The sequence below is a fragment of the Paenibacillus sp. FSL K6-2441 genome (genome assembly GCF_037964765.1).
Classification (GTDB): domain Bacteria; phylum Bacillota; class Bacilli; order Paenibacillales; family Paenibacillaceae; genus Fontibacillus; species Fontibacillus phoenicis.
Window position 1 is genome coordinate 4,391,387 of sequence record NZ_CP150174.1, and the last position, 18,772, is coordinate 4,410,158.

The window sequence follows — 18,772 nt, forward strand, 5'->3', positions numbered from 1 at the left end:
GTTCATAGTAATCTGATTTGTTATAGCAGAGCATCGAGAGAGTATTCCCCGGCCCCGGACAACATCAAGCCAACCAAAACAGCGATCAGCAGCAAATTGTATTCAAAGCCGCCTGACGTCGACCAGAACCCATTCTTACCATGAACGGATACGATCGCCACGATCATCGTAAGAATCAACAGCGCCGTACCTATAGGCGTAAATAAACCTGCCGCCACCAGCAATCCGCCGCCAAATTCAGCGAGACCCGCTAACACGGCCATCAGCACCCCGGGCTTCATCCCTATCGTTTCAAACCAACCGCCGGTTCCTTTAGGGCCGTGACCGCCAAACCAACCAAACAGCTTTTGCGCACCATGCGCCATCATCGTCAATCCCAACACCAAACGAACAATTAATAACGCCAATTCCAAATTCATGTTTAACTCCTTTGTTTTTTGATTTTATTTGTGTACGTACCTGACATACTTTCCTATCAGATATCTCTTAATGTATAGAATCTTTATATTAAGATATTAGACCTGAAAAGACGTCCTCTGACGCCCTTTCCGCCGCCTGTCGGAGCTTCGTTAAGTCAATTTCTTTCGCGAGCAATGATTTGGGTCCCCTTAATCCCTTGCCGCTATTTAAAGCCGGCCTGCGCCGATTTCCCAAGCTTCTTCAGCAGCATCCCCGCGATCTGCTTCTCTTCCGGCGAAAGACCACTGACTGCCTCCTCGATGATGCCGGTAATCTGCGGGAACACCTCTTCGATGAACTCGCGTCCCTGCTCGGTGAGTTCTGCGTAAACTAACCGTCGGTCTTCCACGCAATCCTTCCGGGTGACGTACCCCTTCTTCTCCAGCTTATCCACGACATACGTAATATTGCCACTGCTCATCAACACCTTAGAGCCAATTTGCTGAATCGGCTGTCTGCCTTTATGATACAGCAAGTCTAGTACGCCAAACTCAGTCCGGGTTAATCCGTATTTCCGAATCTCCTTATCCGCATGCGCATGTACCCACTCGCTGGCCCGGGACAAGACGATGAACAAATGCAGCGCCTCATTCTTCGTTGGATCCATCTGTGAACTCACCTCCATGTCGTGTTCGGACTATGATAACTATAGCATAGGGTAACCTCAAGCGTCTTGAATAATTCTTAATATGAGATATCTTGATATTAAGATACATGATATCGAGATAAGTGTCAACCCACCTTTGCAAAAAAAACAGCCGACCAGATCGATCTCCCGGGCAGCTGATGAAGAATGCACCTCTTTCACTCGCGCTATAGTTACTTTCTGCCGCGAGCCGACGCGCTGGTCCGCACGTTCGTCAGCACGTTGACTGCAAATATGATGACACTGATCACGACAAGGGTTCCGCCAATCGCTACCAAAGGCTCCAGTTGTTCGGAACCGTTCAGCACCAGAGATAAACTGATCATCATGACCGGAAGCCCGATGGAGTACGTCCAGAACTGGATTTTGCTCAGCAGACTTTCCCCTGCTCCCGGAAACAACACATAAATGACGCCAGCCAACGCAAAGGACGCCCACCCCAGCAAATTCACATGGGCATGAACGCCCGATAAAGTATAGTCATGTTGCATGGACATGTACATGCCTAGCAATACACCGATGACAAAATAAACAACCGAAACCTTAATATACGTGATCCCCAAACCGTCGCCTCCCCCAACCGGAACAAGTTATCCTTACATGTTCAAAATATGTCACAATTGAAGGGAATATTCGGAGTGCTCTAGCGCCATTCCTCCGGCAGCAGCCGTGCGTAATGCGATTGAAGGTAACGGTCGTCGATCAGGGCCAAGCGGCCATAGTCGGTCTCCGAGCGAATCAGGCGCCCGCCGGCCTGCAACACCTTATTCATGCCGGGGTACACGTAAGCATAATCAAAGCCATCTCGTCCGGTCGCCTGAAAGTAGTCGCGAATCAAGTTGCGTTCCGGACCGATTTGCGGCAAGCCGACACCGACGATCGCCACGCCTGTCAACCGGTCGCCAACAAGATCGATGCCCTCCGAGAACAAGCCTCCCATGACGGCAAAGGCGATAAAGGTCCTGCCCGGTTCAGGGTTTGGCACAAAAGCGGCTAAAAACTGCTCCCGATCCTCCTCGGTCATCCCCGCCTGCTGAAGCAACAGCTCTGTCCCTTTGTCCTTGGAGGCGGCAAATTCTTCGTAAATCATGTTCATATAGGCGTAGGATGGGAAGAAAAACAAATAATTTCCCGGCCGGCCGCGGGTCACTTCCTGTAAAGCACGAACGAGCGGACCACGTGTCTGTTCCCGGTCTTGATACCTGGTGGACAGCGGCACGACCACCACTTCCAGCTGATCCCGGGAGAAGGGAGAAGGCAGCGATATCGAATAATCGTCCGGCCCGGCGCCCAACATGTCGCGATAATACCCCATCGGCGACAACGTCGCCGAGAAATAAATCCGCGAGCGAAACCCCTTGCTCATCTCCTGCAGCAAATGAGAAGGATCCAAGCAAAACAGCTTGATCCGCACGTCCTCCCTGGCGATCTCAGCGTAGGTGACGAACCGCTCATCGTACAGCTTGCCCATTCGGCTGAAATGCAGGGCGTCAAAATAAGCCTGAAGCAGCAGCTCCCGCGCCTCGGCTTCCGAACTGCCTGGAGCATTCGCCTGCCCGGCGGCGGAGGGATCAATCGTCAGCTCCCGTTCGGCAGCCTTGGAAAAAGCTTCCACCCGATGCAGCAGCAGCTCTGGCGCGGCCCGATCAACCCAAAACGACCCTTCCGCCTGCTTCCGCAGCTCGATGAACCCGGCGTTTACCGCCTTAGCCGCCTTCTCTACGGAGGGACTCTTCGCTTTATAGGCCCGTTGCAGCGTTAAGAAGCTGGATTTCAGCAGCTCGGCGGAATACATCTCCCGGGCCCGGTCGACCAGATTATGCGCCTCGTCGATCAGCAGCACGGTTTCCTTCTTCTGCTCGGCGAACATGCGCTGCAAGGACACTTTGGGATCAAACACATAATTGTAATCACAGATCGTTACATCGGCGGCATAGGAGAGGTCCAGCGAAAATTCAAACGGGCACACCCGGTGCTTCCGGGCGTATGCCTCAATCACCGGGCGGGCAAGCTGGGTCTCATTCGCCAGAATATCCTGGATCGCCCCATTAATCCGATCGTAATATCCGTCGGCATACATGCAGTCTTCCTTGGTGCAGCGGACTTCTTCGCGAAAGCAAATTTTCTCCTTGGCGGTCAGCGTGACGACCCAAGCTTGCAGACCCTGCGCTTCCATCAGCGCGAAGGCGTTCTCCGCCGCAGTCCGGGTAATCGTCTTGGCGGTAAGGTAATACAGCTGATTCAGCTTGCCTTCCCCCATCGCCTTAAGCGCCGGAAATGTGGTGGAGATCGTCTTGCCAATGCCTGTTGGCGCTTGGGCAAACAAACCAACGGCTTCCTCGATCGTCTTGTACACCGCGCCCGCCAGCTTCCGTTGCCCGGCCCGGTATCCGGGAAACGGAAACGCCAGCTCCACGATGCTCCGGTTCCGCTCGCGACGATGGTTGCGAAGCAGCCGGGCATACGGGGCATATCGCTGAACAACGTCATACATAAACGTCTCCAGCTCGTCGATCCCGGCGCGCGTCCGAAACTGCTTCCGCTCCCCCGTATCCAGCTGCACATAAGTCAGCTGGATGCCCATCTCGCTCAGCCCGTTGGCTTTGGCGTACATGTAGGCATAGCACTTCGCCTGGGCCCAATGCACGGGATAGGTGTCCTCGTCGATGGCCGACAAATCGCCGGCTGTCGATTTGATCTCGTCCACGGTCAAGCTTCCGTCCTCACCGGCCAGCAGCCCGTCGCAACGCCCGTCCACGACAAAGAGGAGATCCCCGCAGGGAATCTCCGCCTTCAAATACACTTCTTTCTGGTCTCCTTCGCCGTATTGCTTCTGCACCTGCTGATGCGCCTTCGTGCCTTCCGTCAGCGAAACCGCGGCACGAAAGCCGCCTTCCAAGCTGCCGCTGCGGAACACATACTCCACCAGAGGGCGCACCGCGATCGTAACCGTGGACTCTTTTGCCATAATTCTTTGTGTCACCCGCCGATATCCCTAGGGAACATTTGTTCCACCAGTATATCACGATATGACAGGGATCGCCATGCAAAGCGGTGAACTTCCGTGCGCAGATCATTGATCAATCCGGATGTTGTAATCCTTCTTCAAATATTGGTGGATTCGGCGGAAATCAGCTGGGGTCAGCTCGCTTAACCGCTTATGGCCCTTCTTCCATTCGCGCGCGAGCAGGATGCCCATCGTTTCCGCGGCCAGCGCGGTGGTTGGAATGATGCGGGCGCTTCCGTAGGCTTTGATATCCGCACCGATATTTTTGCCAGCTACCAGGACGTTGTCGTAGGACTTCAGCTCAAAGGAACGCAGGGGAATCCCGTAGCGATCCGGCTTACCGTAACCGATGCCCTTCTTCACGGCGCGGGTCGCCTGCAAATCGACGGGATATCCTCCAAGCGTCACATTGTCCCAGAACATCCGGCTCGACATCACGTCCTTATAAGTCAGCACGTACTCCGTTTCATAACGGTTATAGTCGCGGATGTACAAATATTCGGGATACCCGTTCAGCTCAGCTTTGCTGAAGCCGGGAATATGCTGACGCAAAAATTTGGCGATATACGGCGCTTCGGCCTTGCCCTTAGCCACGGCGGAACGGACCGATTTCGGATCGGCCGGATCGACATCGTAAATCAGCAAGCCATTGACGATCACTTCGCCGTCTTTCTGATAGGTGGCATTCAGTCCTCTCAGCAGTAATTGGGAATCCCGCGGCTTGTACTGGTAGGTGATGTTGCTGAAGCCGGTGGCAAAATCCCAATCGACATATGTATTGGGGCCGTATTTCTTGACGACATTCGTCAGCGGATAATCCTCCAGCACCGCTTGATGCAGCTTCCCCCAGTTGACGCCCTTGAACCGCAGCATATAAGTAGCCGCCATATAATCCGGCTTCTTGCCGTTGTACAAGCTTTCCATCCCTGGGATCCGTTTATTGCCAAGATGGACGGTGAGTGCGTTAAAATCGGTATTTTCCACAAAATACCCCGCCTGTACTTGATACAACTTGCCGTCTTTGGCCAGGTAGGTGATCGATTTCAGCGTTTTCCCTTTCCCAGACTTGCCGGTCTCTTCAATCTCCACGCCGTCGATGGCGATGCCGCTGCGCATAGGAATCCCGCGGATCAGCTTGCGGTAATAGCTTTCAAAGGCGGACAATTTGCGAATCGTCCCGGCATTGTAGCCGTCGTACAGGGATTTCATTTCGCCTTGCACCAAGCTGCGCTTGCGATTGTCGTTGGGTTCGTCCAGCACGAGCATCTGCCCTTGGATCAGCTCCCCGCCCGGCTTCTCGCGCGGATCGAGGATCAGTACGCTTAGCCCGGCATCATGCGCTCGCTTTGCCAAGAGCACCCCTTCAATTTCGCTGCCGATCATGACAATGTCATAACGATTGCAGCCCGGCCCGCAAGATACGGGAGATGCAGTTGAAGTTGATGCTGCCATCGCCGAAGTTGACGCGCCCACCGTTTCAAGCATTAGCAGTACGCACAGGAAAGCCAATACACATCGTTGAGCAAAAGTTTGTTGGTTCTTGGGATGAATTGACATAAATTCAGGAAACGCTCCTCTTTATGGGATATAATGACATCTTATCTCCCGAAGAGGTGTCGTATCCAGTAAATTTTTGTTATATTATGGTGTTCCCTGTCGATTTATGCCACGCAATAAACGAGATAAGCTCAGCAGCTTGGAGGGGTCGAGGGGAGCCAGCCCGTCCCCGCCGATTCGTACGGCAGAACCGAAATGCACTTCGGTCACGCCCGTATTGGCAATGACTTGCGAGACCGTCTCCAGGGTCAAGCCGTGTCCAGCTAAAATGCGCAGCGAGCTGCCGCGTGCCAGCTCCACCAGCTCCCGAATCTCGGAAACCGCCTGCGGCGCAGAGCGCGGTCCGCCCGATGTCAGCACCCGGTTTACCTGCGGGTACTTCATGAGCGTGCGCAATCCGGACGGCAAATCGGCCAACTCGTCAAACGCCCGGTGAAACGTAACGTTAAGCCCGCCGGTCAGCGCCAAAATCCGCTCCAGCGCAGCCTCGTCGATCTTACGATCGGCCGTCAGCGCGCCAAACACGATGCCCGCCGCCCCCGCTTCGGCAATCGCTCGGACTTCGGCTTCCATCGTCAACAAATCGGCTTCTCCGTACACAAAAGACCGGCTATGCGGGCGCACCATCACGTGAACGGGAATGGCCACCGCCTTCACCACTTGTTGAACCAAGCCAATACCGGGGGTCAGTCCCCCTTCCGTGATCGCCGTAATCAGCTCCAGCCGATCCGCTCCATTCGCCTCCGCCACGATGGCGTCCTCCACACAGGTTGCTATAACCTCTAGCAGCACCAGAATACCTCCTTCACCTCGAGGATTACGATTGTACCCCATATGTTAGCTTGTCTATGAAAAAATAACAAACCGTTTATAAAGGATCATTGGGAATGAATGAAACCACAACCATCCTGAATACGTAATAATTTCCGAATCGCACTCATACTTACAAAATCAGTCAGAACCAAATCCATGTTGGAGGTAGGTTGAACTATGTCGTTTATCAAGAAAATGCTAGCCAGTGTGGGGATCGGCTCGGCGCAGATCAATACGGAGCTGGATGTCGACGAAGTCCGGCTGGGCGGTGAGATCAGCGGTACCGTTTATGTGGATGGCGGACAGACTGAGCAATCGATCGGTAACATTTACTTGAAGCTGAAAACCAACTACCTGCGCGAATCCAATGACCGCAAAATAAGAACAACCGGCACGATCGCCAAATACCTTGTCACCGAAGGCTTCGAGCTGCGGCCCGGGGAGCGGAAGCAGATCCCGTTCCGGTTCCGGCTTCCAGAGCAAATGCCGGTGACGCTGCATAACGTGCCGATCTGGGTAGAAAGCGGACTCGACATCGAGATGGCCTTGGATCCAAAGGATGAGGACCTGATTCGTGTCCTGCCGGACGCAAAAATGCAAACCGTGCTGGATGCCGTCGATTTGCTGGGCTTTCGGTTGCGCGAAGTGACCAATGACTATGCCCCAAGACTTGGCGGCGCTCTGCCGTTCGTGCAGGAATTTGAATATGTCCCCGGCACCAAGTTCCGCGGATACCTCGACGAGCTGGAGATCCTGTTCTTCCCGCGGGGCGACGCCTTGGAACTGGTGATGCAGATCGATCGCCGGGCCCGCGGCTTAAGCGGCTTGTTCGCCGAGGCGCTGGAGCTGGATGAACGGTTCGTACGACTGCCTCTGTCGAGAGAGGTACTCCAGAGCAGTCCGCATGCGGTGGCCAGCTTACTGGAGGACGTTATCCGAAGACATCTCTAGTGGAGATTCGGTCGGGGCGACCACCCGCTTGTCGCAAGCGCGGTACGCCACCTTTCCACGAAATGCAAAAGTACATTTCATTTGCGTCAAAACCGGGCATTTTTGAAGGTACAAGTGTAAAAGTGCAGTTCATTTTCCGAATATCAGCCGAAATCCATCCTAGGTCTCATTTTCAACTGTACTTTTACAGCTAATCGCCCTAAATTTCAAAAAACCCCCGTTTCAGATGTACTTTTGCAGTTGAACGAACGGACGGATACGAGTTGGTCCTATTCCAGCGCCCACCTCCGACAGCCCAAAAGAAAAGGACTTGGAGCAATTCTCCAAGTCCTGCCATTATCCCGCTCGCTCAGCTTAGTTCAGCTCGGCTGCTTCAGCTGCTTGCTGCGCAGCTGTCCGCAGGCCGCATCGATGTCGGCCCCGTGCTCGAGCCGGACGCTGACGCTGAGGCCGCGTTTTTTGAGCGCATCGTAGAAGGCCAACACGGATTTCTGTTCACTCCGCTGATACTGGCTGTGCTCATCCACCGGATTATACGGAATCAGGTTGACGTTCACAAACCGGTCTCCCAGCAGATCCGCCAATTCCTGCGCATGTTCCGTCCCGTCATTCACGCCCTTGAGCAAAATATACTCAATCGTAAGCCGCCGGTTCGTCCGCTCCAGGTAATAGTCGATCGCCGCCATCAGCTTCTCAATCGGAATCGCCTTATTGATCTTCATGATCCGCGTGCGCAGCTCATTGTTTGGGGCATGCAACGACACAGCCAAATTCACTTGCAGATCGGAATCGGCAAACTCGATGATTTTGTCCGCCAGCCCGCTGGTCGACACGGTAATGTGGCGCGGACCAATCGCAAGTCCTTTGGGGTCTTGGATGACCCGCAGGAAATCAGCCATATTGTCGTAATTATCAAAAGGTTCCCCGATCCCCATCACCACGATGTGGGAGACGCGTTCACCTTTGCCCTGCCGGTCCAAATGCATCTGCACCTTCATGACCTGCTCTACGATTTCTCCGCTCGTCAGATCCCGGCTCTTCTTCAACAGCCCGCTGGCGCAGAAGCTGCAGCCGATATTACATCCAACCTGGGTTGTCACGCAAACCGACAGACCAAATTTATGGCGCATGAGCACCGTCTCGATCAGGTTGCCGTCCTGCAAGCGGAATAGGAACTTGATCGTCCCATCGATCGACTCTTGGCGGACATGCTCCTCCAAGGTTTCGATAACAAACTGTTCCTTCAGCAGGGCGAGGCATTCGGGATGAACGCCTTCCATTGCATCGAACGCAGTAACCCGTTTGCGGTATAGACCCTCCCATACCATCTCGGCCCGGCCTCGTTTATGTCCACGGTCCAGCAGCCAAGCGGCCAGCTGATCCTTCGTCATACCATAAATCGATTGTTTATTCATCCATATCCTCTTTCTAAACGAACTCAAGTCATTTTTTAATTATACCTAATCCGCCATCCCGAATGCCACAGGTAAAAAAACGAATCCCATCGCCTCACCTCAACGCCCATTTACACAGATACCTATCCCCCTTAAACGAACGTTAACATTAACACTCTAAAGTGAAGGTATATTCACTTGGGTTACTCGGATGTCCTAGGGGGGTTATAATCCCAAGCGGTCCGGCCCGCATACTGGACTAAGGTCGGAATGAAATCACGCCGAACGTCCGGTTTGATTCTTCCAACCTTCCTATATACTGGAACTCGGAATAAATCAACGGAATGAACCGTGCATTTTCGATTTCGGTGGAAAGGCGGCAGCTATCATGAAGCAAAACATGCATATCGTCATCCTGACCGCCGGATACGGCAACGGCCATATCCAGGTAGCGCGGACGCTGGAGCAATCCCTGACCCGTTCGGGCGTCCGTTCGGTCAGCGTGATCGACCTGTACCGTGAAGCCCATCCGGGACTCAATTCTATTTCCCGGCATCTCTACTTATACAGCCCGTGGTTCTCAACCTACGGCTTAGATTATTACGGTTGGAGCTATTACGCAACGAAGGATCTCCAGCAGACGAGCGCTATAGCGAAATGGGGAAACCAGCTGGGCATGAAAAAACTCATCGCCCTGCTCCAAAAGCAGCGGCCAGACGCGATCATCAACACCTTCCCCTTCGGCGGCATTACGGAACACTTGCGAAAACACGGCATTCGGGGGCCGGTCTTTACAGTTGTGACCGACTTCAGCCTGCACAACCGCTGGTTGTTCACGCAGCCGGACCGTTATTATGTGGCGACCGCCGATTTGAAGCGGGAGATGATGGAGCGCGGCGTGCCGGAAGAGGCGATTGTGGTCAGCGGCATCCCCGTGCGGGAGCATTTTTATGAGCCGGGGCGATCCTCAAATCCGCTGACGCAGACCCAGGCAAGGCGATCCTTGGAGAGATCCCGCTCCATTCTGGTCATGATGGGGGCGCATATTCCTTTGCCCGACGCCCAGCGGATCACCGCCAAGCTGTTGGCGCTGCCGGACGTGCGAGTGGACCTCGTCTGCGGAGGCAACGAGAAGCTGCGGCGTCGCCTGGAACGGCGTTTTGCCGGTTACGAACGGCTCCGCCTATTCGGTTACGTCGAAACGATCCACGACCGCATGCGGGAAGCCGCTTGCATCGTGACGAAGGCTGGCGGTATTACATTGTCGGAAGCGATCCAGATCCGCACGCCGATCGTGGTCTACAAGCCGTTCTCCGGCCAGGAGCGGGAAAACGCGAGGTACCTGGAGCGCAAAGGCGCAGCCGTAGTGGCCTCCTCGCCGCGAACCTTGGCGGAGCAGGTGCAAGAGCTGCTTGATTCCGAGGTCCGCCGGGCCCGGATGCTCCAGCAATACGACGAACTGGCCGCGGGTTGCGCCACCGAGACGATCGTCCGGGACGTACTGCGCCTGGCGGGCCAACTGCCGGCGTTGGCGGACGGCTAATGATTCAGCGAGCCGCACCGTTGACGATGAAGGCACGAATAAGAAGCAAGGGGTCTTACACATATGAAAAGTACTCGCCGATGGATATCCAGTCATCATCTTACTCCAGCATTTCTGCACTGCGCGGCCATTTTGTTTTTCACAGAAATCGCCCGTAGCGCCTTTCTTATCTCATTCCTGCCCGCCTATGCCAAAGAACGCCAGATTACGCTGGCGGCGGTTGGTTTAGCGATCTCGGTCCATTATTTGGCCGACACGCTGATTAAGGTTCTCGCAGGATACGTGCTGGATCGGTTCCCCGCCCGGGTGATCTTGAATATCTTCCTGCTGCTCGGACTGCTCGGCCTGTTCGTCTCTTACGGAGTTCATGCTCCTTGGGCGATTGTACTTGGGGCGGGCCTGATCGGGATTGGGGTCTCGCCCGTCTGGCTGCTCTGCCTCTCCGAGATCCGGGAGGACCGCCGCGGCTCACAGATGGGATCGATTTATACGATTTGGCTCGTCTCGCTGGGCCTAGGCCCAGTTGGCGTCAATTTTCTGATCGACCGCAGCTATGTGTTATCGTTCTGGCTATTGGCCGGATGCTGGGCCGCGGGGTGGCTGCTGGCCGCCCTGAAACGGATGGATTTCTCATCCCGACGCTTGCTGGAGTCTACGGTCCCATTTAAACAGCAAATACGTGAAATCGGGAGCAAGCTTGCGCAAATGAAGCCGCTTGTGCCCGGCATGATTGTGCAAACGCTTGCCGCCGGTCTGCTGGTGCCCGTCCTGCCGAGCTTTGCCTCCGAGTATTTGGCGCTGGATTATTCGGATTATTCCATCGTGTTGATGGCTGGGGGCTGCATGACCGTCCTGCTGCTCGTTCCGATGGGCCGGCTTGCCGACAAATGGGGTTACAAATGGCTGTTGATCGCCGGTTTTGGTGCCTTAGCCGCCTGCCTTGGATTGCTGATCTACTCCCGGCAGATCTTCAGCACGATGCTGCTCGCCGTCTGTCTTGGTGCGGCGTATGCCGCTGTACTCCCGGCATGGAACGCCATCCTGTCCCACTACGTTCCTGCCGAACAAAAAGCGACCGGCTGGGGCGTCCTCTCCGGCATCGAAGGGATTGGTGTCATCCTCGGCCCCATTCTGGGCGGCTGGATGGCAGAAAGCTTCGACGTCACGGTGACGGTTGGGATCAGCTCACTGTTGTTGTTCGGCATCATGCTGTTTTACTGGATTCGTCCCGTGCGGCAGCATCAACGGGGACAATACCGGCAGCGTAGTTGAGTTGGAGGTTTGGTTTAAATGGTTGGAGTAAGTGGTTTGGGGCGTGTAGAACGTGTTCTTTTTCAGGGATTGGAGGGGTTGGTATGAAACATCGCTATTATCTTCGGCTGCGCGAGTACGATAACCGGCTGTTTCGGTGGTGCAATCATTCGCTGAGTCACCCGTGGCTGGATCGGATTCTGAAAGGACTTACTCATCTGGGGAGTGCTGCGTTTACGATCGCTTTAACCCTTTCTGTGGTCCTCTTCACCACGGGTTCATGGCAACGGGCAGGATGGCACAGCCTGATCGCTCTAACCGTTAGCCATCTGCTTGCGGTAGTGATTAAGAAGCGATTCCAGCGTACGCGCCCATACGAAGCGTTGCAGAATGCAAGGATCTCCATCCACCCGCTCAAGGACTACTCGTTCCCATCCGGGCACACAACGGCCGCTTTTTCGACGTTTATCCCGCTCCTATACGCGGCTCCGGGTCTGGCGCAACTGCTTCTGCCGCTTGCTTTTATCGTTGGCCTGTCGCGAATTTACCTTGGCGTCCATTACCCCTCCGATGTGCTGGCGGGCGGCTTACTTGGAGCCATGACTGCCCTCCTCGTTGTTTTAAGCGCCGGGCTGGTCTAGATGCAGACATCTAAGCACTTCACGATTTAAAAAAGAAAGTGAGGACATTCCATGCAAGTGAAAACGATCATGAAGCAATCCGTCCAAACGGTTTGGATGGGCTGGGAGCGGGTATTTGAGCTGTTTAGCCGACTGCGCTCCAAGTACGCCGGAGAGTTCGGCATCTGCAAAATGTTTGTCACCCAATACCGCGGCAAAAGCATGCAATGCGAGGACGGGACGTGGATTCAGGATGGGGATTGGATTGGGGAGCTGCATTTGGATAACCGCCAAATCCTCGCCATGCTGCAATCCAATGAGGCGAACCGGGTCGCCTTGAAGGTCGCCCGGCTTGCAAAAAACGCGATGTCGCAAATCTGCGTCGAAATGCAAAGAAACCCGCAGCTTAGTCAGGTGAAGGCGCTGCAAGGGATTACGTTGCTGCATCGGGGCATCACGCATGGGTTGGGCTTCGAAACGCACCACGTTGAACAGGGGGCCTTCCGGACATTGACGACCACCTATCTGCGGTTGCTGCTCACCGTCTTTCATCCGAGCCATCGCAAACGGATCACCGGCCATGCGGACAAGCTGATTCCGGTGAAGCTGGTGATGAGCCGCGCGTCACTGTTCCGGAAATTTGGGCAATTGGGGATGGAGAAGGTGATGTAAGGCACGGCAGAGAGGTACGGTTTTTCAGGCTAATCGATGGATCCGGCAAGTCCGTGCTCCGTTAAATAATCCATCTCCAATTCGGATTCGCCTTCGCTAGGGCCAAGGCCAATGTTCCCCAACCCGCTCCCACCTCAACGATGGGGTTGATGAGGGCCTGCGGAGCCACTCCCGCAAGGGCAGCGGCCCGTTCCAGCTGCTTCATTTCCGTAATGACCGCCTGCCTCACGGGAGCGGAAGTGGGCGTGGGCGAAATGCCGTTTCGCCAGCTCCGGTAGACGATCCCTTAATCACTCTCCAGTTCCCATCACATGACGCATAAATCGTACCGTGCCGCTGAATGTACTCCGCCACCAGCTCCGCCATGTCGGTCTGGATCTCGCGAATCACCGGCTTGCCTCGGTACATCTCGTAATCGCCGCCCCCACTGGCGCGGTAATTGTTCATCACGACGTCAACCACGGTGTCGTCTTGCAGCGGCGCTCCGTTCCGGGTCAGCTTCACGACCCGTTGCCCTACAGGCCGGGTGATGTCAAGCTCGTATTCAATGCCCTCCCACATGTCGTAATTGTAATGCTGCGCCTTCGGCCGAGAGTATGCCGGATTCACCGCGATTTCGCCATCCTCACCCATAACAAAATAGTTCGCCGTCTGCTCCAGCGCCTCCCGGATATCCTTCCCGGTCAAACGCAGGACGGTTAACGTGTTCGGGTACATGAAGTTCGTCAGCACGTCCCGCAACGTGATGCTGCCGGCAAACCCTTTGGATGCCTCGCTCAGCAACGCTGCATTGGAGACGTCTACTCCAGCTGCCTCCATCTGAACCCGGTTAACAAACTCCATAAACGGATGATCCGCCAAGCGGCAGGCGAGCGGGCTTTCGATCGTCATATCCCCCTCCACCCGGCCGATCGGCTGGTCGAGCCAAGCCTGCGTAGCCGATTCCAGCGGCCGCACCAGCTCCAGCACCTCTGCATCCGCCTCCACGGCGGCATCCGGAACGAGCAGCTCCGCCGTTTTCTCGCGGACGATCCAGCGTCCGTCAGCCCCGCGCTTGAAGCGGACGGTGATTTGCCCCAACGCTTGTCCGCCTGTCCCCGGCTGGAGCACCGTGACCCCGCCGACTTCGCCCGCGATCATCCGATGCTGATGGCCCGTGATCAACACGTCGATGCCCGGCACTTCGAGGCACATCGCGTAGCCCTGATTTTCTCCGGTTAACCGTTCCGTTGGCGCTCCCGTCGCCAAATCCCGCTCGAACCCGCCGTGATAGCTGACCACCAGCAAATCCGGTTGCTCCGCTTCCCGGATGCGGGGAACCCAGGCTTTCACCGTCTCGAGTGCATCCTGAAACGTCCAACCCGGGATGTGCCGGGGGTGCTCCCAATGCGGGATATAGTGGGTTGTGACACCCAAGATGGCGATTCGCACGCCCTCCTGGGTGGTCTTTATCACGTAGGGCTTACCAAACGCCGGTTCTCCCGACCCCTCATCCAATATCCCCGCCGACAACCACGGAAATCGGGCATCCTTTATCGCCTTCCCTAGCAACTCTTGCCCGTAATTGAACTCGTGGTTCCCTGGTACCGCGGCGTCATACCCCAACAGGTTCATCACCGTGATGGACGGATGAACGTCGTGGGGGTGATTTTTGACGTGAAACGTGCACAGCGGCGTCCCCTGAATGGCATCCCCGTTATCGATCAGCAGCAAGCCGGGCGTATGGGCGCGCTCGCGCCGAATGAGCGTAGCCAGCTTGGCCAGACCCAGCGGCCGTTCCTCCGTCGTACGGTAATCTGTTGGATAAATAAAGCCGTGGATGTCGCTGGTGACCAGGATTTTACAGAGAACTTCCTCCTGCCTCGATGAGATCGCACCAGCACCACGTTCCGTATGTTGTCCCATCACCTTCACCTCGGATTCCAATTCATTGCACTCCTCATTCTAGCAACGAAGATCGCGAGTTTTGTAAACTCCTGAAAAAATGGAATTTTTACATACTTCCACCATTCCGCTGACGGCAGGTTAATAAATCTTTTTTATAGTAGTCACGAACCTAAAAATGAGAATAGTGGAGGTCATACGCTTGAAGAAGATGGGTAAGTTTGTTTTGCCTTTATTTTTGACAATCTCCGTGATCCTGAGCGCTTGTGCAAGCAACGCTCCGGCGAACACTAGCGGAAATGCATCGGCCGAATCCGGTCAATCGAATGCTGCGTCTTCCAATGCCGGATCCAACGCATCCACGAATGCGGCTGACACGTCCGCAGATACTGGCTACGTTCCTGAAACGCTGACCGTCCAATTTGTGCCTTCGCAAAACGCTGATACGCTGGAAGCTAAAGCGAAGCCGCTCGAGAAGCTGCTGTCCGACCGTCTGGGCGTTCCGGTTAAAGTCAGCGTGTCGACTGACTACAATACGATCATTGAAGCGATGGCTTCCAAGCAAGTGGATGTCGGCTTCCTGCCTCCCACGGCTTACGTGCTGGCCAAAGAAAAAGGTGCCGCCGAGGTCATTTTGCAAGCACAGCGTTTCGGGGTACAAGATGAGACCGGTGCACCAACGGATGAACTGGTAGATTTCTACAAAGCGATGATTATCGTCAAGAAAGATTCCGACATCCAGTCCGTGGCCGACCTGAAAGGCAAAAAAATCGCCTACCAAAACGTAACGTCTTCCGCCGGTTATGTCTGGCCGGCCGCCAAGCTCCAAGAAGCTGGCTTGGATCCGCTGTCCGACGTGGAGCCGATCACGGTGAAAGGCCATGACCAAGGCGTTATCGCGGTCCTGAACGGCGATGTCGATGCTGCGGCGATCTTCCAGGATGCCCGGAACACGGTCGTGAAGGATTATCCAACCGTGTTCGAAGACACTCGCGTGCTGACGTACACGGAGCCGATTCCAAACGATACGATCTCCGTCCGTTCCGACATGAGCGCCGAATGGGCGCAAAAGCTGAAGGATGCCTTCATCGAGATCGGCAAAGATCCGGAAGGGCACCAAATCATCGCGGATATCTACACGCATGAAGGCTATGTCGATTCCAACGACAGCGTGTTCGACATCGTCCGCGAGTATAACGAGAAAGTGAAAACGGAATAGGCAATTGTACGAAATTTGACGAATAGCCCCTGCAAGCCAGTCGGAGCACTGTATGCTCCCGGCTGGCTGTGCGTTTTTCCAGATTATTTTTTGTGAAAAAGGAGCCCAAACGTGATAGAACTGCGCAATGTAACAAAAACGTATCCGAACGGCACCAAAGGTCTGGATCAAATCAACCTAAAAATCGAGCCCGGCGAATTCGTAGCCATCGTGGGCTTGTCCGGTGCCGGCAAATCGACGCTGCTGCGGTCCATCAACCGGCTGCACGACATTTCGGAAGGCGATATCCTCATCGACGGCAAGTCGATCACGCAAGCCGCCGGCAAGCCGCTGCGGATAATTCGCCGCGACATCGGCATGATCTTCCAAAGCTTCAATCTCGTAAAGCGCTCCTCCGTGTTGCGCAACGTGCTGGCTGGCCGGGTCGGCTACCATTCCACGCTGCGCACCCTGTTTGGCCGTTTTCCGGAGGCGGATGTGGAGTTAGCTTTTCAGGCGCTGGAGCGCGTGAACATCGTGGAAAAAGCCTACGTCCGGGCCGACCAGCTCTCCGGCGGACAGCAGCAGCGGGTGGCGATCGCCCGCGTATTGGCGCAGGAGGCCAAAATCATCCTCGCCGACGAGCCCGTGGCGTCCCTTGATCCCTTGACGACCAAGCAGGTCATGGATGATTTGAAGCGCATTAACGTCGAGCTTGGCATAACGACGGTCGTTAACCTGCATTTTATCAACTTGGCGCGCAGCTATGCCACGCGCATTATCGGGCTCCGCGCGGGCCAGGTTGTCTTCGACGGACCTGTGTCGGAGGCGACGGACGAGCGGTTCGCGGAAATTTACGGCCGCGCGATCGACCGGGAAGAGCTGTTGGCCAGCCGACTCCCGGGGCCGCAAGTGCTGGAGGCGCAGGCTTGATGCACACGAATCCACGTCCAAGCACCGATACGAAGGCCAAAGCTGGAGCAAATATTGCTCCTAGCGCTGATGCCCATGTCAGTACGAGCGCCGACACTAAGACCAATACTAACGCCTACACCAACGCTAACATTAACGCCAGTCTAAGCACTAACCCGTCCGGCCAAGCCGGCTTTAATCAGAATTGGCCCCAGGCCCCCAGCAAGCTGAGGCATTATTTGACCGCTGTGATCATTCTGCTCCTGCTGTGGGGCAGCGCTGTGGACACCGACGCCTCGTGGGGCAAGCTGATCCAGGGCTCGCCGAACATGCTGGATCTGCTGCGGGAGATGTTCCCGCCGAAGTGGAGCTACTTCGACAATATCGTTCCGGCGATGCTAGAGACGATCCGCATGGCGCTGATCGGCACGACGTCTGGCGCGATCCTCGCCGTACCGGTGGCGCTGCTCTGCGCCTCTAACCTCAGCCGCAGCGCTTGGATCTACCAGCCCGTCCGCTTCTTACTGAACCTCGTGCGAACGATTCCAGACCTGCTGCTGGCGGCCATTTTCGTCGCCATCTTTGGACTCGGCCCGCTTCCCGGCATCATGGCGCTGACCGTCTTCTCGTTTGGCCTGATCGCCAAACTGACGTACGAAGCGCTGGAGACGATTGACCGCGGGCAGCTGGAAGCGATGACGGCCGTCGGGGCCACGCCCGTCCAGCGGATCGCCTTTGGCGTTGTGCCGCAGATTCAGGCCCATTTTATTTCTTACGTGTTGTACACGTTCGAAATTAACATTCGCGCCGCGGCGGTGCTGGGTCTGGTTGGGGCCGGCGGGATCGGACATTATTACGAAGTCACTTTAGGTTTCCTGGAGTATGACAAGACGTGCATGATCATCTTGTTTACGCTCGCGGTCGTCCTGTTGATCGATTATGCAAGCACTAAACTGCGGGAGAAATTATTATGACGACAAACACAACGACTTGGCAGCACAAAGTGCCGAAGCCCAAAAAGAACCGTTACCGCTGGCTGATCTATATCCTGCTCCTTCTTCTCTATGTATGGGCTTTTGCTGGAATCCCATTTGACGGAATCAAACAAACGGCCGGCCAAATTACAAAGTCGATCCTCTCGGGCTTGTTCTCGCCAGATTGGGATTACGTCTATTTGCCGGACGGGGAGGATCTGCTGCGCGGCCTGCTGGAGACCCTAACCATCTCGATCCTGGGCACGTTCGTTTCCACACTGGTCTGCCTGCCGTTCGCCTTCTGGGCGGCGGCCAATCGGGGCAAGTCGCGTTTCGTATCCGGCTCAGGCAAAATGCTGCTCAGCTTTGTCCGCACCTTCCCGGAAATCGTGATGGCGCTGCTGTTCATCAAAGCGGTGGGACCTAACGCTTTTGCTGGTGTGCTGGCGCTTGGGCTGCACTCGGTCGGCATGCTCGGCAAGCTGTTCGCCGACGAAATCGAGAACATGGATCACGGTCCCGCCGAAGCGTTGATCGCAGCCGGGGCGAACCGCCTGCAAATCCTGTGGTTTGCTGTGCTCCCCCAAGTGCTGCCGGGATTCCTGTCCTACACGCTGTACCGGTTCGAGATCAACCTGCGCTCCGCGACGATCCTTGGCGTCATCGGTGCCGGCGGCATCGGCACCCCGCTGATCTTCGCCCTGAGCTCGCGGGATTGGGAGCGCGTTGGCATCATCCTGCTCGGAATCATCGCGATGATCACTCTCGTGGACTGGATGTCCGGTTACCTGCGGAAGAAGCTGGTCTAGCCCTAAATCATCAGCAGCCATCCCCGGCCAGTATACTTTGTCTTGCCCTAAGCTTGAACTAGGTCTTGGTATGGACCTGGCC

General features: G+C 55.5%; 18 protein-coding genes. 9 read left to right on the plus strand and 9 right to left on the minus strand.

Going from position 1 to position 18,772, the window contains the following annotated elements:
* Positions 1 to 20 precede the first annotated feature (20 nt).
* The 6 genes from NSQ80_RS20235 to NSQ80_RS20260 all read right to left on the minus strand — a co-directional run bounded on the left by NSQ80_RS20235 (position 21) and on the right by NSQ80_RS20260 (position 6,461).
* Positions 21 to 419 (minus strand): DoxX family protein, encoded by a 399-nt coding sequence (locus NSQ80_RS20235; RefSeq protein WP_009223567.1) that lies wholly within the window; start codon positions 417 to 419, stop codon positions 21 to 23.
* A gap of 203 nt (positions 420 to 622) precedes the next feature.
* Entirely contained in the window at positions 623 to 1,066 is a 444-nt protein-coding gene (locus tag NSQ80_RS20240; protein WP_260070181.1) for a MarR family transcriptional regulator, read from the minus strand.
* A gap of 212 nt (positions 1,067 to 1,278) precedes the next feature.
* Complete coding sequence (locus NSQ80_RS20245) at positions 1,279 to 1,668, minus strand: hypothetical protein (protein WP_009223565.1); 390 nt, start codon at positions 1,666 to 1,668, stop codon at positions 1,279 to 1,281.
* 80 nt (positions 1,669 to 1,748) lie between these two features.
* The gene (locus NSQ80_RS20250; protein ID WP_339300619.1) at positions 1,749 to 4,073 is read right to left on the minus strand and encodes an ATP-dependent DNA helicase; all 2,325 of its coding nucleotides are present in this window, start codon (positions 4,071 to 4,073) and stop codon (positions 1,749 to 1,751) included.
* A 105-nt stretch (positions 4,074 to 4,178) separates the two neighbouring features.
* A complete protein-coding gene (locus NSQ80_RS20255) occupies positions 4,179 to 5,669 on the minus strand; it encodes an FAD-dependent oxidoreductase (protein ID WP_009223563.1) in 1,491 nt (496 codons plus the stop codon).
* Between the two features lie 84 nt (positions 5,670 to 5,753).
* The gene (locus NSQ80_RS20260; RefSeq protein WP_036644152.1) at positions 5,754 to 6,461 is read right to left on the minus strand and encodes a copper homeostasis protein CutC; all 708 of its coding nucleotides are present in this window, start codon (positions 6,459 to 6,461) and stop codon (positions 5,754 to 5,756) included.
* 198 nt (positions 6,462 to 6,659) lie between these two features.
* Here NSQ80_RS20260 and NSQ80_RS20265 point away from each other — a divergent pair, with 198 nt between their 5' ends.
* Positions 6,660 to 7,433 carry a sporulation protein gene (locus tag NSQ80_RS20265; protein ID WP_323078110.1) on the plus strand — a complete coding sequence of 258 codons (774 nt, stop codon included), beginning with the start codon at positions 6,660 to 6,662 and terminating at the stop codon, positions 7,431 to 7,433.
* Positions 7,434 to 7,792: 359 nt separating this feature from the next.
* Here the strand turns inward: NSQ80_RS20265 and rlmN are convergent, their stop codons facing one another.
* Entirely contained in the window at positions 7,793 to 8,848 is a 1,056-nt protein-coding gene (gene rlmN, locus NSQ80_RS20270; RefSeq protein ID WP_009223560.1) for a 23S rRNA (adenine(2503)-C(2))-methyltransferase RlmN, read from the minus strand.
* A 367-nt stretch (positions 8,849 to 9,215) separates the two neighbouring features.
* On the opposite strand from rlmN, the gene NSQ80_RS20275 reads away from it, so the two are divergent.
* The 4 genes from NSQ80_RS20275 to NSQ80_RS20290 all read left to right on the plus strand — a co-directional run bounded on the left by NSQ80_RS20275 (position 9,216) and on the right by NSQ80_RS20290 (position 12,913).
* Positions 9,216 to 10,370, plus strand: a complete 1,155-nt coding sequence (locus tag NSQ80_RS20275) for a glycosyltransferase (protein ID WP_339300623.1) — start codon at positions 9,216 to 9,218, stop codon at positions 10,368 to 10,370.
* 63 nt (positions 10,371 to 10,433) lie between these two features.
* The gene (locus tag NSQ80_RS20280; protein ID WP_009223558.1) at positions 10,434 to 11,642 is read left to right on the plus strand and encodes an MFS transporter; all 1,209 of its coding nucleotides are present in this window, start codon (positions 10,434 to 10,436) and stop codon (positions 11,640 to 11,642) included.
* An 83-nt stretch (positions 11,643 to 11,725) separates the two neighbouring features.
* Positions 11,726 to 12,262, plus strand: a complete 537-nt coding sequence (locus tag NSQ80_RS20285; RefSeq protein ID WP_009223557.1) for a phosphatase PAP2 family protein — start codon at positions 11,726 to 11,728, stop codon at positions 12,260 to 12,262.
* 51 nt (positions 12,263 to 12,313) lie between these two features.
* On the plus strand, positions 12,314 to 12,913 hold the full coding sequence (locus NSQ80_RS20290) for a polysaccharide deacetylase (RefSeq protein WP_339300626.1): 600 nt from the start codon (positions 12,314 to 12,316) through the stop codon (positions 12,911 to 12,913).
* Between the two features lie 61 nt (positions 12,914 to 12,974).
* Here the strand turns inward: NSQ80_RS20290 and NSQ80_RS20295 are convergent, their stop codons facing one another.
* Both NSQ80_RS20295 and NSQ80_RS20300 read right to left on the minus strand, forming a co-directional pair.
* The gene (locus tag NSQ80_RS20295) at positions 12,975 to 13,118 is read right to left on the minus strand and encodes a class I SAM-dependent methyltransferase (protein WP_157273307.1); all 144 of its coding nucleotides are present in this window, start codon (positions 13,116 to 13,118) and stop codon (positions 12,975 to 12,977) included.
* 20 nt (positions 13,119 to 13,138) lie between these two features.
* Positions 13,139 to 14,818, minus strand: coding sequence for a bifunctional UDP-sugar hydrolase/5'-nucleotidase (locus NSQ80_RS20300; protein ID WP_339302195.1), 1,680 nt, complete (start codon positions 14,816 to 14,818; stop codon positions 13,139 to 13,141).
* Positions 14,819 to 14,999: 181 nt separating this feature from the next.
* Here NSQ80_RS20300 and NSQ80_RS20305 point away from each other — a divergent pair, with 181 nt between their 5' ends.
* The 4 genes from NSQ80_RS20305 (at position 15,000) to phnE (NSQ80_RS20320) (ending at position 18,690) form a co-directional block, all read left to right on the plus strand.
* Positions 15,000 to 16,016, plus strand: a complete 1,017-nt coding sequence (locus tag NSQ80_RS20305; RefSeq protein ID WP_339300629.1) for a phosphate/phosphite/phosphonate ABC transporter substrate-binding protein — start codon at positions 15,000 to 15,002, stop codon at positions 16,014 to 16,016.
* 111 nt (positions 16,017 to 16,127) lie between these two features.
* A complete protein-coding gene (phnC, locus tag NSQ80_RS20310) occupies positions 16,128 to 16,928 on the plus strand; it encodes a phosphonate ABC transporter ATP-binding protein (RefSeq protein ID WP_339300631.1) in 801 nt (266 codons plus the stop codon).
* The gene (gene phnE / locus NSQ80_RS20315) at positions 16,928 to 17,881 is read left to right on the plus strand and encodes a phosphonate ABC transporter, permease protein PhnE (RefSeq protein ID WP_339300633.1); all 954 of its coding nucleotides are present in this window, start codon (positions 16,928 to 16,930) and stop codon (positions 17,879 to 17,881) included. Before phnC ends, phnE (NSQ80_RS20315) begins: the two co-directional genes overlap by 1 nt.
* A complete protein-coding gene (gene phnE, locus NSQ80_RS20320) occupies positions 17,878 to 18,690 on the plus strand; it encodes a phosphonate ABC transporter, permease protein PhnE (protein ID WP_009223550.1) in 813 nt (270 codons plus the stop codon). Before phnE (NSQ80_RS20315) ends, phnE (NSQ80_RS20320) begins: the two co-directional genes overlap by 4 nt.
* Positions 18,691 to 18,772: the final 82 nt, after the last annotated feature.

Coding starts and splice junctions, on each gene's coding strand:
- NSQ80_RS20300 (WP_339302195.1), bottom strand. CDS start 14,818: ATGGGACAACATACGGAACGTGGTGCTGGTGCGATCTCATCGAGGCAG.
- phnE (WP_339300633.1), top strand. CDS start 16,928: ATGCACACGAATCCACGTCCAAGCACCGATACGAAGGCCAAAGCTGGA.
- NSQ80_RS20290 (WP_339300626.1), top strand. CDS start 12,314: ATGCAAGTGAAAACGATCATGAAGCAATCCGTCCAAACGGTTTGGATG.
- NSQ80_RS20285 (WP_009223557.1), top strand. CDS start 11,726: ATGAAACATCGCTATTATCTTCGGCTGCGCGAGTACGATAACCGGCTG.
- rlmN (WP_009223560.1), bottom strand. CDS start 8,848: ATGAATAAACAATCGATTTATGGTATGACGAAGGATCAGCTGGCCGCT.
- NSQ80_RS20240 (WP_260070181.1), bottom strand. CDS start 1,066: ATGGATCCAACGAAGAATGAGGCGCTGCATTTGTTCATCGTCTTGTCC.
- NSQ80_RS20265 (WP_323078110.1), top strand. CDS start 6,660: ATGTCGTTTATCAAGAAAATGCTAGCCAGTGTGGGGATCGGCTCGGCG.
- NSQ80_RS20275 (WP_339300623.1), top strand. CDS start 9,216: ATGAAGCAAAACATGCATATCGTCATCCTGACCGCCGGATACGGCAAC.
- NSQ80_RS20280 (WP_009223558.1), top strand. CDS start 10,434: ATGAAAAGTACTCGCCGATGGATATCCAGTCATCATCTTACTCCAGCA.
- NSQ80_RS20235 (WP_009223567.1), bottom strand. CDS start 419: ATGAATTTGGAATTGGCGTTATTAATTGTTCGTTTGGTGTTGGGATTG.
- NSQ80_RS20255 (WP_009223563.1), bottom strand. CDS start 5,669: ATGTCAATTCATCCCAAGAACCAACAAACTTTTGCTCAACGATGTGTA.
- phnE (WP_009223550.1), top strand. CDS start 17,878: ATGACGACAAACACAACGACTTGGCAGCACAAAGTGCCGAAGCCCAAA.
- NSQ80_RS20250 (WP_339300619.1), bottom strand. CDS start 4,073: ATGGCAAAAGAGTCCACGGTTACGATCGCGGTGCGCCCTCTGGTGGAG.
- NSQ80_RS20295 (WP_157273307.1), bottom strand. CDS start 13,118: ATGAAGCAGCTGGAACGGGCCGCTGCCCTTGCGGGAGTGGCTCCGCAG.